A 15,869-nucleotide genomic window follows, 5' to 3' on the forward strand; every position below is an offset into this window, starting at 1 on the left:
GCTCTCGCGCGCTCACTTGTTGCCCACTGTGGAGCCGGGCGTCGCCTTCGGATCAACAACATGGACGAGGTCGACGAGGTTCCACTGCCCAGCGTTGCGATACAGCCGCTTGCCAAGTCGCGGGTAGTCGCCGACATCGTGGGTCAGACGTTGACCAATGACCAAGCAGCGCAGCGGCTCCGGGCCGGGGTTGTGCAGCACGTGGGCCGGCCCGCCCGCAGGCATCCCAACGAAGTCACCCGACTCGAGCTCGAAGGTCTGCTCGTCGAGGGTCAGCAGCGCGCGACCGCTGAGCACGTAGACGCACTCATCTTCGTGGTGATGCAGGTGGTACTCCGTTGACTCGGCGCCCACGGGGATCTCGACGTGGTGAACGCCCAGGCCGGTCAGCCCGGTCGCGTCACCCAGCGACTTGTTGGTGCGGCGGGCGTTGTCGTTGAGGAAGTGGACCTTGGCGACGCCCGGCATCGCGTCGATCTGGGCGCGGCGAAGGATGCAGCGGGCCACGTCGTGGGGGTTGGTGGGGGTGGTGTCGGTGGTGCTCACGGCGGGCGAAAACTTAGCATTTTCCAAAACCATGCTCCGCGCCCTGAGGTGCATCGGCCTGGCGCAGTCCCTATACTCGGCGCAGTGCCTGCTCCGACCACACACGCGCGCGCCCTCGCGCTGATCGCTGCGTGGACCGTGGCTGCCTGCTCCAGCCCCGACACCTCGAAGCCCAAATCGGCCGAGGCCACCCCCGCCGCAGCGCCCGATCCCAGCCCCATGGCGACGGTCGAGGTCGATCCAAACACGCCCGTCGAGGTCCAGGGCAGCCGCATGTACCTCAACCCCGATGACGCGATCATCAGCAAGATCATCGCCCGCGATCACATCTGGGAGCCGCGCGAGACCATGTTGTTTCGCGCGGCGATCGGTCCGGGCGACGTCGTCATCGATGTCGGCGCCAACATTGGCTACTACACGCTGCTAGCGGCGCGCACGGTCGGCGACGCCGGCCACGTGTTCGCGTTCGAGCCCGATCCCGAGGCGTTTGCGATCCTCGAGCGCAACGTGAAGCTCAACGGCTATGAAAACGTGACGCTCGTGCCCAAGGCGCTCGGGGCCACAGACGGCACCCTTCAGCTCTACCTGCACCGCACCAACCGGGGCGACCACCGAATCTACGATCCCTCCGGCAAGCGCGAGTCCGTGGACATTCAGATGATCCGCCTCGACGATTTCCTGGTCGATCACGCCGGCCCCGTCGACTTCATCAAGATCGACACGCAAGGCGCCGAGTGCAAGATCCTCGCGGGCGCGGCCGCGACCTTGCGCGCCCACGCCGAGACCGCGATCGTGATGGAGTTCTCGCCCAAATTCTTGGCGGAGATCGGCGACGACGCTGCGACCTGCCTGGGCGAGCTGTCCGCGTTGGGCTACAGCTTCGAGGACATCCTCGAGTGGGAGCAACGCATCGCCCCGAGCACGCCTGCCGCCCTGCTCGCGGCCTACCCCGCGAGCAAGAAGGCGTTCACCAACCTGTTTCTCCCGGCTCGCCAGCCCCGCCACGACCGGACAGCGGCGATCGCCAAGGCCCGCCAACCGAGCTAGCTAGCGCGCTTGGCCACGAGCGGGAGCTGCGGGTAGAACTGCCGACACCAGCTCCGGTAGCGACCGACGGGGCCATCACCCTTGGCCAGCGCGGGCGGGTCAACATAGAGTTTGTTACGCCAGACCTCGAAGTCCTGCGTGAGGTCGTGGCAGAACTCGTCAAACGCAAACTTTTGAATCACCCGAGACGCGACCCCCCGGGGCAGCAGCCCCAACGCAGCGCTCGCCCGATAGGGCCGCGCATGCACGGTCGTCGTGCACGCAGCACGCAGCTCGCACTTGTCGGCTTCGGTTGGCGTACACAGCACCCAAAACCGCAGCCTGACGTCGCGCCGCTGCTCGTGGACCTCGACGTGCGAGAAACCCAGGCCATGCACGTGAACGCGAAATTCGGCCCGGTTCTCCGCCGTGCGACTCAGGCCAAACCCGCTGCGCGACATCCCGTAGCGAATCGTCAGATACGCGCCTTCGGTCTTCAGCGGCTCGAGGACTTCGACATCTCGATAGTGGTGAACCTCGCCCAAGTGCCCGAGATCCACGCTGTTCTCTGTGGTCTCTTGCGGGTGGGTGGAGAGCTCCCAGGTCTGGGTTTGCATCGGCAGCCACGTGTCTAGATCGTAAGTGGGGATCTGAAAGCTCGGCGGCCGCCCGCGCTGATCGTGCCAAACCAAGATCACGCCGTTGCGCTCGCAGGTGTGCCACGAGCGCGTTGCACACTTGGGTGGAATCTTGGTCGCATAGGGCGTCGAGATGCAGGCACCGTCAGGCGCGAAGCGAAACCCATGAAACGGGCAGCGCACGGCGTCACCGTCGACCCGACCGCCGTGGCCAAGGTGCGCGCCCATGTGCGGGCAGTGTGCGTCAATCACCGCCACCTGCCCGGACTCCGTGCGGAACACGACGACGTCGCGGTCGAACAAGCGACGCGCCTGAAGCTGCCCGGCCGCGAGCTCGGTCGAGAAACAGACCGCGAACCACCCGTCGGGGTTGGGAAGCGAGGCGTACTTCGTCATCGCGGCAGCCAATCTAGCCTAGAAAAACACCCGAGCCTCGAGGTATGCGCTGATCGGGGAGGTGCCAAACTCACTGCCAAGATCGACAGTTCCAGCCATGGGGTCGAAGCCACGCACGCCCGCGCCCCACGGCACGAACACACCCAAGATGAGATCTGACTCATTCGCGACATTGTAGATGAACGCGACGCCCGCGAGGCCCGATCCGTCGGTGGCGCTGACGATCCCCGTGAGCGAGACTCGCAAGATCGGGATGATCTCGGCGGCCGCGACGAGCCCCACATAATGTTGGCCGAGGTACGGGAGGTCGTCCGAATAGCTCGCCAGCGCCCGATTGACATAGCTCGCAGGATCGCTCGCGCCGTCCGAAGCAAACATGTACTCGGCACCCAGTGCCGCGTTTTGCCAAGCAAAGCTCACGCTGGGCCCGGCGGAGAGGCGCCCGTATACCGGCCGGTCGTCCTTGTCGTGGCCGTCGCCGTCTTCATCGGGAATCCCGACGTGGAATTCACCACGCAGGTTGATGGGCCCAGCGTCGCCCTGAATCGAGCCGCCCGCGACCCAGCGCTGCGAGACCTTGCCCCCGAGCGCAGCCCACTCGAAGCCGCCGCCAACGACGGCCGCGCGGGTGAACACGGCGCTGCGGCCCCAGCTGGGCTTGTCGTTGTTTGGATCATAGCCAAGCACGCCAACAACATCGACGCTCCCGGTCGTGCCAAAGCCGGTCGCTACACGGATCGCGTCAACCCCGGGCTTGTAGATTCGGTTGACCGCCGTCGCCGAGAAGGGCGCGAAGAAGTCGTTGGTCGTGAACATGCTCGCGACCGTATAGGTGACCGGAAATCGCCCGATCTCGACGTTGACCGAGTCGACGCTGACCCGCATCGACGCACGATCAACCCCCAGCTGCCCGGTGACAGAACCATTCTCCCAGAATTGCCAGCCAAGGTAGCGGGTCCGGTAGGCACTGCGGGTGCTGCCTGCGCTTGCGAAGCTGCCACCGAGGCTGCCACCGCCGGGGACCCGGGCGAGCTCGCCAAAGCCGTTGAACGAGACATGCAGGTATTGGCCAACGTCAGCCTCGAGCAGGATCCGCCCGACCGTGACCGCCATCGCGTCGTCGCCTGCCGGGAACAGCTCGGGGTCGTCAAAATGCAGGTACGACCCTGTCAGCCGCAAGCTGCCCGCGAGGATGTCCCCCACCCTCAATTTTGGATCGTCGCCCAGGCTATCTGAGCTGTCGTCCCTGCTCGCTGAGCCGTCTGCGTCGTCCCACGCGCTGTAGTCCGCGTCGCCGGGCGGCTTGCTGGGGCCCTGTGTGGGTTCTTTGGTGGGCGGCGTCTTGGTGGGCGCCTCCGCCTCGCTGCCCCAGCCCGCGGCGTCCCACCCAGCCTCGGTCTCGGGCGTGGGCGCATCACCGGGTGTTGGCGGCTCGTCGGAGTCGGGGTTGGGCGAGCTCGGCGGCTCGACCGATCCCTCGGCCGGTGCTTCCACCGGACTCCCCCAGCCCGCCACGTCCCACGCCGACTGCTCTCGCGTCGGCTCGGGGGCCCCGAGCAATGCCAACACCAGACCCAGCATAGGCTCGAGCTCAGTTCTTGATCTCGTCCTCGGTGACCATGCCATCGACCATGTGAACGATCCGCCGGGCTCGCGCCATCACGCGTGGATCGTGGGTCGAGAAGATGAACGTCACATTGCGCTCGCGGTTGAGCCGCTCCATCAGCTGCAATAGCAATTCGGCGGTCGCCGAGTCGACGTTGGCGGTGGGCTCGTCGGCCAGCGTGACCAACGGCCTCGACGCGATCGCCCGGGCGATCGCCACGCGCTGCTGCTGTCCACCCGACATCTCGGCCGGACGCCGGTTCTCCATGCCCTCGAGCCCAACATCGGCGAGTAGCTTGACCACGATCTCGCGCCGCTTGTCGGCTGGCATGCCTTGCAGGCGCAGCACCATCTCGGCGTTCTCGAACGCGGTCAACACCGGGACCAGGTTGTAGGCCTGAAACACGAAGCCGATCTTGTCGCGGCGCATCTTGCTGAGCTGGCTCCGCGACATCCCGGCCAGGTCCGTGCCCTGCACCAGCGCCTTGCCCGAGGTTGGCTTGTCGAGCCCGCCAATGATGTTCAGCGCGGTGGTCTTGCCCGAGCCAGAGGGCCCGGTCAGGGCCATGAACTCACCACGGCGAACCTCGAGGTCCATCCCGCGCAGGGCCGGCACGTCGATCATACCTTGCTTGTAGATTTTCTCGACTCGCTCGAGCTTGACGATGACTTCGGGTTCCGTCGACATGATTGCTCCCAATGCGAAATAGCAGCGCGAAATAGCGGCGCGAAAGGTGTGAACCTAGACCGTACGAATCGCCTCTACAGGCGAGACGCTGCTGGCTTTGTAGGCCGGGTACAGGCCGGCGGCCATGGTTGCGATGACGACGGCGAGGGCGATCCCCAGCAGGTGTGGCAGGTAGATGTCGGCGTAGATCATGGGCGCCATGCTGACGCCCGAGACCTGCACTTGACCCTCGCTGCCTGTTGCCTGCGCGACGTCGATGCCCGTCGTTGACAGGTAGTAGTAGGGCCACGCGGTCAGCAGCGCACCGGCCACGATCCCACACAGGCCCAGCCACAGGCTCTCCCACAGGACCAGGCTAAACAGCTGCCGGCCGCTGAAGCCGATCGCGGCCATGATCCCCAGCTCGCGCATGCGCTCCATCACCGACACGAACAAGGTGTTGAAGATCCCAGCGGCGATCAGCACCGTGACGATCAGCTCCATCACGATCGTGCCGTTGACCTTCATGCTCACGAAGCCAGCCAGATCCGGCTGGGCGTCGTACCAAGGCAGCGTCGCGCTGACGGGCCCCAGCTGCCCGCCGATCTTGGCATCGAGCGCGACCGCGACATCCTTGGCGGCGCGGTGGTCGTCGAGGAACACCGCGACCTGGGTGAACTCGTTGGGCGCATAGCCCAGCAGCTCTCGAAACGGATTGATCGGCAGCAGGCAGGTGCCCGCGTCGACCTCGGTCGCGCCCGTAGTAATGATGCCCGAGACCCGCGCGAGCCCGCTGGCGATCTCACCGGACTTGTCGGTGACCGTGTAGACCACCTTCTTGCCCAGGGTGACGCCAAGGTTCTCGGCCAGCACGCTGCCAAGGATGATGCCTTCCTCGTCTGGGCTGCTGAACATCTCGCCCTCGACGATCGAGTCGACCAGCCCCAAGGTGGTCTCGTCTTCGGCGTTGGGATCAATGCCCAGGACCGCCGCGCCGACGTTGTTGGTGCTGGTGGCGAGCATGACCCCGCCCGTGACCCGCGGGACCGCGGCGCGGACCCGGGGCTGGGCCCGAATCTCATCAATGAGCTCCGGGCCGACCGTGACGGTCTTCTTGAGCGAAGGCGCGTCGAGGTAGGTCGAGTGCTGCACGATCACGTGGCCGCCGCCAAGTCGCGCCGCGTGGTCGATGAGCTCGGAATAGGAGGAGTCGCCAATCCCCGTCATCACCACGGCCAGGAGCGTGCCAAACGCGATGCTGAACAGCGTGATCAGGGTTCGCCGAGTGTTGCGCCAGATGTTGCGCCAGGCCAAGGTGGGTAGCTTCAGTCCGTTCATGGCTTGCTCCGATCCGTCGGTTAGTCCCGAATGGCGTCCAGCGGCCGAATGAAGGCGGCGCGCATGGCTGGGTAGAACACCGCGAGGGCGACGATGATCACCAATGATGTGATTGGGCCGGTGTAGGTCTCTACGGTCACCGTGGATCGCCAGATCGGATCCCAGGCCATGCCCATCAGCGACAGGTTGCCCATGTTGATGCCCGTGTGGATCATGTAATAATTGGCCGGTATCGCCAACAAGACCCCGGCCGCCAGGGCCACGGCGGTTTGAATGCCGGTCTCCAAGAAGATCAATTTCAGGACCTTCATTGGGGTGAAGCCAATTGCCTTGAGCACGCCCAGCTCACGAATCCGCTCGAACACCGCCATCAACATCGCGTTGAGGATCAAGATGCCAACGGCGATGTAGACGATGACCGCCATGATCGCCATGGACGCGCGCGATGACTCCAGCATCGACGCCAGCATGGGTTTGAGCATTTTCCAGCTCGAGACCTCGACGCCCTCGGGCGCGTAGCCCTGGGCCACGGCGGTCGCGGCCTCGAGTTCTTCGCTGGGTGGGGTGCGCAGGATGATCTGGTGCACGCCCTCGGGCAGCACCATCAGCTCGCGAAACTCCGCTTCGGTCATGAACACGCCCGCGCGGTCGACCCCATCCGAGATGCCCTTGAGGATCCCGCGAATCGGGTATACGTCGTTGGCCGTCGAGCCGTCGGCGCCTTGGGAGAGCACGACTAACTCGCCGCCAACGTCGAGGCCAAGGGTCTCGGCGAGCCGCCAGCCAATCACCACGCCATTGTCCTGGGGCTCGAGCCACCTGCCCGCCTTGGTCTGCTGCCCGATCGAGCTGACGTCGGCGTCGGCGAGGACGTCGAGGCCGATCAGCTGCACGCCAGACGAGTTGTCCTCGCTGGCGCCAAGGCCCGAGGCCAACAGCCGCGGGGACACCTGATATCCAGCTTCTTCGAGCTTCGCGCTCCACTGCGTTGGATCCGGGATGGTCGTATACAGCGAAGGCTTCTCGCGATACTCGTTGGCGAACACCTGCGCGTCGCCAACTTCGAGGTTCAAGATGTTGGCCTCGAGACCGTTGACGTAGCCAGTGACGAGGCCGGTGTAGACAATCATCACGAACAGCGCGAGGCCGGTCGCCGCCATTGTCACGACACTCCGCCGAGTGTTGCGCCACACGTTGCGCCAAGCGAGCTTGAGGTCGTCCATGATTTGAACTTTCTAGAGCGCCTTGAGCTGCGATACGCTGAAGAACGACGGGTCGAGGCCGATGTCAAACTCGAGCTTGGAGTAGGTCATCTCCGTGTATTCGCCCTTCCTTTCGTCGTCGAGCGGGCTCATGCGCATGCGCATGGGCACCGAGCGGCCCGCGACCTGCTGGTAGTCGAAGAACTCCATCTTGCGTACGGGGTTGCGGTCCTCGTCGTAGAACAGCTGGCCGATCGGGAGCAGATCCGACTTGCGGATCATGACGTCGACCTGGCCCCAGACCACGACGGCCTTGGGTTTGGGGATTAGGATCAGCGCCCAAGTGGGCTCGCCTCGAATGCCTGGCCCGTCCTTGACGATGATGTCGAAGTCTTTGTCGAGCCGGCTCTCTTTGACGAGATCGTCGTTGGTGAAGTGGCTGCCCATCCACGAGCCGCCCATGGACGCGCCCGAGATCTTGATGGTCCGGCCGGTCTTGCTCAAGAAGGTGTACAGATCCTTGTTGGACTTGAGCGTGGCCGTCCCCCGCTCTTTCTTGGGTTCGAGGATACGAATGAGCGAGTACTCTTTGCCGGAGCTCCACGCCTCCATCGTCATTGAACGCTCCCACCGCGAGGTCTTGACGTGCATCGACATCAAGGCGTGGCTGGACTTGCCGCGGTGCATGTCGTCGACCTGGGTGAGCAGGTAGCGGCCAAACTCCGGATCCGTCGGGGCGGGCGGCGCTGCCGCTGCCGAGCCGGGGATCAACGCGGCCGCGCTGGCGACCAAGAGCGCGCTAAGAACGAAGCGACGTGACGTTTTCATGGGGGTGGTTCTCCTTGCGGGCGGGTCGGGGACGGAGGCCGTCAACGACCATATCAGCGAGAATGGCGGCGTAACGCTCGGCCGAGGTGCCGGGGTGCGCGAAATCCTGGCGCAGCACGGGCGCGAGGTAGTAGAGCGATTGGATCACGTTGATGCGGTCGCGCAGCTCGACGGCGCTCCAGCGATGGCGACCAGCCACCTCATCGAGCAGGGGCTGCAGGAGGTCTTTGCTCAAGTCACGGCCATCGTCGAGCAGCTCGGGCGGGCACTCGGCGAACAGGCCCGCCATCTCGTTGTCTTCGAGCAAGCGAAGCATCAGCGGTGAGCGGCTGACCAGCAGCATGCCCGCGATGATCCATTGCTTGAGGCGGTCCGCGGCCGGTTCGGGGCCCTCCAGGATGGCCGTGAGCTGGGGTACCCACTCCAGCTTTTCGTAGGCGGCGCAGGCGAAGAGCAGATCGATCTTCTTGGGGAAGTAGAGGTACAGCGTGCCCTTGGCGACGCCGATCTGCTTCGCTAGCTCATCCATGCTGGTGCCGCGGTAGCCGGAGGTTGCGAACATCTGGCTCGCGGCACTCAGGATGGCGACGCGCTTTCGACCCTTCTTGGTGTTCGGGTCGATGTTGCCGACGAACTTCTCGATCGCTTCGGTCAGCTTTTTGGAGATACCCAAGACATGACCATGGTGTTCGTCTTGGTCAGTTTCGGCAAGGGGACCCTTCTCACAATTCTGAAATTGCGAACTATTGGCCGCTTAGATAGAGATTTGGCCAGAGTGGTCAACTTCCCGCGATTCTGACCACAGGGGTCGACACCGTCAAGAACGTGTGGCACGGTGGCTCCGCTGTCCAAAACTGACCATGAACATCCTAGCGGTCAGCGGTCGAGACAACCGGAGAATGATGACAGGACCCGAGCTCTCGCGGCTGGCATGGCGCAACATCTGGCGGAACCGCCGCCGTACCCTGATCACGCTGTTCAGCATCGCGTTCGGCACGCTGCTCGCCGTGCTGCTGACCGGGCTCGGTGACTCGACCTACTCCAAGATGATTGACCACGCGGCGCGGCTTGGCGGCGGCCACGTGATCGTCCAGCACTCGACCTACCTCGACGCGCCTTCGCTCGAGAAGACGGTCGAGGTCAGCCCGGCGCTCATCAAGGACATCCGCGGGCGGCCGCGGGTTCGTGCCGCGGTCCCGCGGGTGAGCGGCGGCGCCATGCTCGCGACCAGCACCAACAACGTCGGCGCCGCCGTCATCGGCATTGATCCGACCGGCGAAGACGAGACCACGCTGGGCCTCGTCGACTCGATCGTCGAAGGCGAGATGTTCAGCAGCCCCGACGACGAGGGCATCATCCTTGGCAAGTCCCTGGCTGAAAACCTTGGCGTCACGATGGGTAAAAAGGTGGTCTACACGGTCACCGACAAGTCCGGCGAGATCGCCAGCGGGCTCGCGCGGGTCTCGGGCATCATCGAGACCGGCGCGATCGAGGTCGATGCGGGGACCTGCCTGCTCCCGATCAACCCGTTGCGCGAGCTGCTGGGCTACGGGCCCGACGAGCACACCCAGATCGCAGTGTTCCTCGACGACCACCGCGACGCGACACAGGTCGCGCTCGAGATCGACGCAACGCTTGGGGCCAAGCTCGGTGAGGTCAGCGCGACGCTGCCCTGGTATGACGCCCAGCCGGATCTGGCTGGCTACGTGAGCATGGAGACCAAGGGCACGATCGTGATCGAGGTGATCGTCACGGTCCTGATCGCCGCTGGGATCTTGGCGACGGTGGCGGCGGGGCTGTATCCGGCCTACAAGGCTTCTAGCGTTTCGCCGGTCGAGGCCATCCGCACTGTGTGATCCTTCAACTGCGATCCCAAACTCCACGGACTTGGCACCGCGACGATCGAGCTCCCAATGAAAAATCGCTACGTTCCCTCTGGCCTGTTGTGCATGACCTTGCTGTTCGGGTGTGACGCCGAGCCAGCCGCGGAGCCGACCGAGGCCCCGAGCGCGGTCGTGGAAGTGCGGACCCTCGAGGTCGCGCCTGCAGACTGGAGCGAGACGATCCTCGTATACGGCGCGGTCGAGTCGATCGAAGAGGTCAGCCTGTCGGCGACACTGGGCGCGACCGCGCTCAGCGTTCACTTTGATGTTGGCGACAAGGTCGAGGTCGGGACACTGCTCGTAGAGTTCGATCCAGCAGGCCGCCGGACCCAACTCAAGCAGTCCCTCGCAGATCTGAACGCGGCCAAGGCCGCAGCCGCCGACGCCCGCGTGGATCTCGACGAAGCTCGCAGCCTCATGCGCGCCGGGGCGATGGCGGGGACCGACGTCGACGCAGCCGAGCGGGCGCTCCGGCGCGCGCAAGAGAGCTACGAGAACGCGCGCTCCGGCTACAGCTTGGCCCGCACCGACGTCAACGACACCAAGGTTGCGAGCCCCGTCAGCGGCACCGTCAGCGAGCGCTTCGTCGACCCAGGTGAGACGGTCTCGTTGGGCGCCTCGCTCGCAACGATCGTCGTGACAGATGCGCTGCGCGTGCGTGCGTACGTCTCGGAGCGCAGGGTCAACCAGGTCCGGGTGGGCGACCGCGCGATGGTGGAGGTCAGCGGGGTGCCGGGTAAGAGCTTCGAGGCTCGCATCGAGCAGGTTGGGCTGGCCGCGGATCCGCAGACCGGCAACTTCGAGGTCCGCGTGGCGATCAACGCCGTCGATCCGCTGCTGCGCCCGGGCATGACCGCGCGTGTGTACATTCAGACGCTGCCAGAGACCGACGTGATCGTGGTCCCGGTGCGCGCGATGGTCGAGCGAGATCGTCGGCGCCTGTTGTTCGTCGAGCGCGAGGGCGTCGCGCACGAGATCGAGCCCTCGGTTGGGCTTGGCAACGATCAATTCCTTCCGGTGTACGACGGCCTCGAGATCGGTGATCAGGTCATCGTCGACGGCCTCGAGTATGTCCTGGCCGGCACCCGCGTCCACGCGACGGCGACCCAGGACAAAGTGCTGGCTGACAGCGCGACCGCACCACCTGCGGAGGGTGACCCTGGGCCCGCCCAACCCAGTGAAGCCGCCGCGCCTGCCAAGGACGTCGAGCTGTGAAAGCGCTGATCCAGTTCTTCGCGTCGCGGTCGCTGCTGGTCAACCTGCTGATGCTCGCCTCGCTGGTGGCGGGGCTGACCGCGGTTCGCAGCATGAACGCCGAGACCATGCCGAAGATCGACATGGGCATGGTCACGATCACGACCGCGTACCCGGGCGCGGGCCCGGAGGACGTCGAGCTCTCGGTCACGGATCCAATCGAAGAACAGCTGCGCAGCGTCAAAGGCGTCGACACGATCTCGTCGACCAGCACCGAGGGTATCTCGGTCATCTCCGTCACCCTCGATCCTGACATTGAAGACAAGGACAGCGCGGTTCGGGATCTGCGTGAGGCGGCCGATCGCGCCGCGATCGAATTCCCGGATCAGGTGCCCGGCAAGCCAGAGGTGGTCGAGATCACGACCGACGAGTTTGCGGTGATCGAGCTGCACCTGTCGGGGGCGGTGCCCGAGGAGACGCTGCGGCTCGAGGCCGAGCGGCTCGCGGACGCGCTCGTCGAGCTCGAGGGGGTCGGGCGGATCAACAAGGTGGGCTACCGAGAGCGCGAGCTGCAGGTCCTGATCGATCCGGTCGCGGTTCAGCGCCGAGGGCTACGCTATGACGAGATCTCGACCGCGCTGCGAGGTGGCGCGCTGCGATCCTCGGGTGGCTCGATCGAGTCGTTCGTGACCGAGCGCCAGGTCCTTACCGTCGCTGGCTACGACGAGCCCAGCGACGTGCTCGATGTCATCGTCCGCTCGACCGAGGTCGGCAACAACGTGCGGGTCAGCGACGTCGCGGACGTATTTTACGACTTTGAAGAGTGGACCAAGCAGGCCCGCTCGGGCGGCGATCTCGGGATCGTGCTCATGGTCCTCAAACAGGCCGGCTCCGACACGCTCGACACCGCCGCGCTGATCCGGGACTTGTGCGACGAGACCAGGCCAGGGCTGCCGCCCGGGGTCAACCTCGAGGTCCTCAACGACACCTCGCGCTTCACCAAGGACATGCTTGGGACGCTGGTCAACAACGCCGTGATGGGCGTGATCCTGGTGTTCTTCGTGCTGCTGGCCTTCTTCGACTTTCGGCTCTCGTTCTGGGTCGCGCTGGGTCTGCCGATCGCCGTCGCGCTGACCTTTGTCGGCATGAACCTGTTCGGGCTCGACCTCGACCTGATGACCTTGATGGCCTTGCTGTTGATGCTGGGGATGCTGGTCGACGACGCGATCGTCGCGGGTGAGAGCGTGTACCAACACCGCGAGGCGGGGCTCGATCCGCTGCGCGCGGCGATCGATGGCACCAGCGCCGTGGCGGCGCCGGTGATCACCAGCATCATCACGACCGCGCTGGCGTTCGCGCCGATCCTGTTTCTTGGCGGAATTGAGGGCAAGCTGCTGCGGGCGATCCCGATCGTCGTCGCGCTGACCCTGGCCAGCTCGCTGATCGAGAGCCAGCTGATGCTGCCCGCTCACCTGTCGCACGGGTCCAAGCCAAGCAAGGCTCGCGCGTGGTTCACGTGGGTCCGGGCGCGCTACGACGTCCTGGTTGCGCGGCTGGTCAGGCGCCGCTACTTGACCGTGGTTGGCTACTTGATCGTGTTTGGGTTGCTGGGTTCGTTGGCGTTTAGTCGGGTGCCGTTCAACTTGTTCCCGTCCACGGACTCGGACATGTTCATGATCAAGCTCGAGCTCGAGGAGGGCACGGCGTTCGAGCGCACGGCCGTCAAAGCCGAGGAGATCGAGGCGCTGATCCGGGCCGAGACGGGTGACGATCTGCTCAGCGTGTCGACCGAGGTTGGCCACCACGACTATGGCATCAGCGAGGGGGGCACCCACGCAGCTTGGGCGCTGACCAAGGTCTACCTGCAGCCGTCGGGGGCGCGTGAGCGGACCTCGGCGCAGATTATCGAGCCGCTCGAGGCGACCTTTGCGAAGGTCGAGGGCGTCAAGCTGCTCGAGGTCGTCAAGGGCGGGAGCTCGACGACGGCGGGGCAGCCGATTGAGATCACGATCTCCGGGCCGACCAACGACCGGCTGCGGGTCGCGGATATCCTGATCGAGAAGATGCGCGCGAACCCGGCCGTGCACGCGGTCGAGTCGAGCTACGTGCCCGGTAAGCCGGTACTCGAGGTCAGCCTCGATCCCGTGCTGATGTCGGCGCGAGGGCTCCGCGAGTCCGATGTCACCACCGCGATCCGCGTTGCGATTGACGGCAGCCACATCGGCGACATCCAGCTGGGTACTGAGAAGGTCGGGTTTCGGATGGCCTTTCAGGATCGGGACCGCGCCAGCCTCGACACCCTGCAAGGGCTCGTTGTCACCAATCAGGCGGGCGACTCGATCCCGCTCAGCGGTGTGCTCTCGGTTCGCGAGCGGCCCGGGGAGTCGAGCATTCGGCACGTCGATGGCGACGCGACCGTCACGGTGTTTGGCGACATTGACCGGGCGCTGACGACGGTTGAGAAGATTAACGGGGAGCTGGCGGAGTTTGTGGGGGAAGCGAGGATCGAGCAGCAGTATCCCGAGGTTCGGCTGAAGTTTGGTGGGGAACTCGAGCAGCAACAGGCGGCGATGGGTGAGCTCGCGGTGGCGCTTGGGCTGTGCCTGGGGTTGATCTTCATGGCGCTGGTGGTGCTGTTTGGCTCGCTGACGCAGCCGGTGTTGATCATGATCGTGATTCCGTTTGGGATGGTGGCTTCGGTGATCGGGTTGATGATTCAGGGGATTGATCTGAGCATTATTGCGATGGTTGGGATGCTGGGGTTGGCGGGGGTGCTTGTTAATGATTCGCTGGTTATGGTGTCGGGGTTGAACGCGGCGCGGGGGGAGCGGGGGGAGCTGGAGCTGGGGGAGATCTGCGATGGGGCTAGTTTGCGGTTGCGGCCGATTTTGATTACTTCGATTACTACTACGGTGGGGTTGTTTCCGACGATCTATGGGTCGACTGGGTCGACGGCGTTTATTGTGCCGATGATCTCTACGATTGCTTGGGGGGTTTTGTTTGGGACGGTTGTTACTCTGGGGTTGTTGCCGGCGTTGTATGCGATTGAGCAGGATGTGCGGCGGGGTGCTGGGCGGGTGTTTCGGCGGTAACGCACGCATCCGGGGGAATCCGGGCTGGCCCAAGGGCTCACAAGGGGGAATCCGGGGAATCCCGCATCCGGGGAATCCGGGCTGGGAGTCATTGACGTCCGGGAATCCGGGCTGGGAGTCATTGACGTCGGCCAGTCCGGCCAAAGCTCGATCGGGCTTCCGGCCACGCTCGAGTCATAACTTCGCACCCAATTGCGAGTTCAGACGGCCAAGAATCCAGGCGATCCACCGCCCAACCCGCGCCTCAACCCCGCCGAACCAATACACGACGACGGGATGGCTCGCGCGACCCCGCCGTCACTCTATCGCTCGCCCGCTACGGAGCCTGCGCCGCCACATTGACGCCCGCGAATCGCCGCAGCCAGTAGGTGCCCGCAGGAAACACCGCCGGCTTCCCCGCAAGCAGCAACGCCCGCGCCGCCGCGTACTGCCGCTTCCACTCACGATCCCGCCCGACCTCCACCAACACCTGTTGTTTGCTCGAGCCAGCGTGCTGGGGCGCGACCGTAAACCGCTCTTCGTAGCTCTGCGCCTCGGAATTCCAGCTCTGCTTTTCAAGCTTTCGCAGCCCCATGAACCGTCGCCCGCGTGCGCGCATGCTTCGGTGGATCTCGATCTCGCGCTCGCGGACCGCTTCCATCAACTTGGCGTACAGCTCGTCGTCATCGAGCTCGGGAAAGATCGGCGGCCGCGCCAGAGTCAGCGACACTTCCTTGGGCATGTCGCCGCCCGCGTCAAAGAACCAAGAAGGCCGCTTGAAGGTCCGGGTCTCACCGAAGCGCCAGCCGATCGTGCTGAACCCCGGCCATTGTCGCGACCACTTGACGAGCCCCGCCTTGACGGGATTGGTCAGCGTGTAGACGAGATCCATCAGCGACTCGTCATCGGTCGGTCGTGCGGTGTCGCAGGGAGCGTCGCCACTCCAGACGCTGTCGAATCGGCCCAATTGGGTATTGCGGCCGCGGGCGGCCAGACTGTGCAGTTGCTGCTTGAATGGGGCCAGGTTGGCCTCGGGATCCGTCACGTCTGTGTGGTGATGGTCGGACATCCACAGGCTGGCGTGAACTTGAACCCCGTAGCGGTTGGCGTTGTGCGCGAGGCAATAGCCGATGAAGTTGGTGAGCTCCGCGGCATTGTTGCCCGGTGCGAACAGCATCAGTCGGCTGATGCAACGCCGGGTGATCTTGTAGCGACGGCCGGCGTAGATCGGCCGGGCGCGGACGCGTTCGTGGCCACGCGTCGCGCCGTGCGCGCGATTGGCCTCCCGACGGGCGGCGCTGGCTTGTTTCTGCGCGGAGGTGGCCACGCAGAGGTCATCGGCCCGGGCATGGCCTTGTTGCAGAGCTTCTGACCTTTTTTGTGGGGGCAGCCTGGTCTTCGCCTGGTCCGTGGGCGAATTACTGATCCAACGATCAAATCGACGACTCCGAGTCCGGGGTGCCCGTGCGTGTGGG

13 protein-coding genes are annotated in these 15,869 nt (G+C 64.9%); 4 read left to right on the top strand and 9 right to left on the bottom strand.

Annotated features, from left to right (window positions below; all coding sequences use genetic code 11):
• Positions 1 to 12 precede the first annotated feature (12 nt).
• On the bottom strand, positions 13 to 507 hold the full coding sequence (locus tag DB30_RS16190; protein WP_052549889.1) for a cupin domain-containing protein: 495 nt from the start codon (positions 505 to 507) through the stop codon (positions 13 to 15).
• Between the two features lie 123 nt (positions 508 to 630).
• On the opposite strand from DB30_RS16190, the gene DB30_RS16195 reads away from it, so the two are divergent.
• Positions 631 to 1,593, top strand: a complete 963-nt coding sequence (locus DB30_RS16195) for an FkbM family methyltransferase (RefSeq protein ID WP_146659179.1) — start codon at positions 631 to 633, stop codon at positions 1,591 to 1,593.
• On the opposite strand, the gene DB30_RS16200 is transcribed toward DB30_RS16195, so the two are convergent.
• From DB30_RS16200 to DB30_RS16230, 7 genes are read right to left on the bottom strand one after another with little or no spacing between them, the layout of a single operon-like run.
• Complete coding sequence (locus DB30_RS16200) at positions 1,590 to 2,606, bottom strand: Rieske 2Fe-2S domain-containing protein (RefSeq protein WP_146659181.1); 1,017 nt, start codon at positions 2,604 to 2,606, stop codon at positions 1,590 to 1,592. The two genes, DB30_RS16195 and DB30_RS16200, sit on opposite strands and share 4 nt — an antisense overlap.
• Before the next feature lie 18 nt (positions 2,607 to 2,624).
• On the bottom strand, positions 2,625 to 4,175 hold the full coding sequence (locus DB30_RS16205) for a hypothetical protein (RefSeq protein ID WP_146659184.1): 1,551 nt from the start codon (positions 4,173 to 4,175) through the stop codon (positions 2,625 to 2,627).
• A 22-nt stretch (positions 4,176 to 4,197) separates the two neighbouring features.
• Entirely contained in the window at positions 4,198 to 4,899 is a 702-nt protein-coding gene (locus DB30_RS16210; protein WP_052549851.1) for an ABC transporter ATP-binding protein, read from the bottom strand.
• Between the two features lie 54 nt (positions 4,900 to 4,953).
• Positions 4,954 to 6,216, bottom strand: a complete 1,263-nt coding sequence (locus tag DB30_RS16215) for an ABC transporter permease (protein WP_052549853.1) — start codon at positions 6,214 to 6,216, stop codon at positions 4,954 to 4,956.
• A 20-nt stretch (positions 6,217 to 6,236) separates the two neighbouring features.
• Positions 6,237 to 7,439: an ABC transporter permease gene (locus DB30_RS16220; protein WP_052549855.1), complete on the bottom strand. Its 1,203-nt coding sequence runs from the start codon at positions 7,437 to 7,439 to the stop codon at positions 6,237 to 6,239.
• A 12-nt stretch (positions 7,440 to 7,451) separates the two neighbouring features.
• Positions 7,452 to 8,246 carry an outer membrane lipoprotein-sorting protein gene (locus tag DB30_RS16225; RefSeq protein ID WP_146659186.1) on the bottom strand — a complete coding sequence of 265 codons (795 nt, stop codon included), beginning with the start codon at positions 8,244 to 8,246 and terminating at the stop codon, positions 7,452 to 7,454.
• Positions 8,218 to 8,919 (bottom strand): TetR/AcrR family transcriptional regulator, encoded by a 702-nt coding sequence (locus tag DB30_RS16230; RefSeq protein WP_052549861.1) that lies wholly within the window; start codon positions 8,917 to 8,919, stop codon positions 8,218 to 8,220. The genes DB30_RS16225 and DB30_RS16230 overlap by 29 nt, the downstream gene beginning before the upstream one ends.
• Before the next feature lie 226 nt (positions 8,920 to 9,145).
• On the opposite strand from DB30_RS16230, the gene DB30_RS16235 reads away from it, so the two are divergent.
• From DB30_RS16235 to DB30_RS16245, 3 genes are read left to right on the top strand one after another with little or no spacing between them, the layout of a single operon-like run.
• A complete protein-coding gene (locus tag DB30_RS16235; protein ID WP_052549863.1) occupies positions 9,146 to 10,102 on the top strand; it encodes an ABC transporter permease in 957 nt (318 codons plus the stop codon).
• Between the two features lie 57 nt (positions 10,103 to 10,159).
• Positions 10,160 to 11,344, top strand: a complete 1,185-nt coding sequence (locus DB30_RS16240) for an efflux RND transporter periplasmic adaptor subunit (RefSeq protein WP_052549865.1) — start codon at positions 10,160 to 10,162, stop codon at positions 11,342 to 11,344.
• Positions 11,341 to 14,415 (top strand): efflux RND transporter permease subunit, encoded by a 3,075-nt coding sequence (locus tag DB30_RS16245; RefSeq protein ID WP_052549867.1) that lies wholly within the window; start codon positions 11,341 to 11,343, stop codon positions 14,413 to 14,415. The genes DB30_RS16240 and DB30_RS16245 overlap by 4 nt, the downstream gene beginning before the upstream one ends.
• Positions 14,416 to 14,731: 316 nt before the next feature.
• Here DB30_RS16245 and DB30_RS16250 read toward each other — a convergent pair whose 3' ends face one another.
• A complete protein-coding gene (locus DB30_RS16250) occupies positions 14,732 to 15,721 on the bottom strand; it encodes a hypothetical protein (RefSeq protein ID WP_052549870.1) in 990 nt (329 codons plus the stop codon).
• Between the last annotated feature and the right edge of the window lie 148 nt (positions 15,722 to 15,869).

The organism is Enhygromyxa salina (assembly GCF_000737335.2).
GTDB lineage: Bacteria > Myxococcota_A > Polyangia > Nannocystales > Nannocystaceae > Plesiocystis > Plesiocystis salina_C.

Bases quoted from the DNA above. Each gene is read 5' to 3' on its own strand.
- DB30_RS16200 (WP_146659181.1), bottom strand. From the start codon at position 2,606: ATGACGAAGTACGCCTCGCTTCCCAACCCCGACGGGTGGTTCGCGGTC.
- DB30_RS16210 (WP_052549851.1), bottom strand. From the start codon at position 4,899: ATGTCGACGGAACCCGAAGTCATCGTCAAGCTCGAGCGAGTCGAGAAA.
- DB30_RS16215 (WP_052549853.1), bottom strand. From the start codon at position 6,216: ATGAACGGACTGAAGCTACCCACCTTGGCCTGGCGCAACATCTGGCGC.
- DB30_RS16220 (WP_052549855.1), bottom strand. From the start codon at position 7,439: ATGGACGACCTCAAGCTCGCTTGGCGCAACGTGTGGCGCAACACTCGG.
- DB30_RS16225 (WP_146659186.1), bottom strand. From the start codon at position 8,246: ATGAAAACGTCACGTCGCTTCGTTCTTAGCGCGCTCTTGGTCGCCAGC.
- DB30_RS16235 (WP_052549863.1), top strand. From the start codon at position 9,146: ATGATGACAGGACCCGAGCTCTCGCGGCTGGCATGGCGCAACATCTGG.
- DB30_RS16240 (WP_052549865.1), top strand. From the start codon at position 10,160: ATGAAAAATCGCTACGTTCCCTCTGGCCTGTTGTGCATGACCTTGCTG.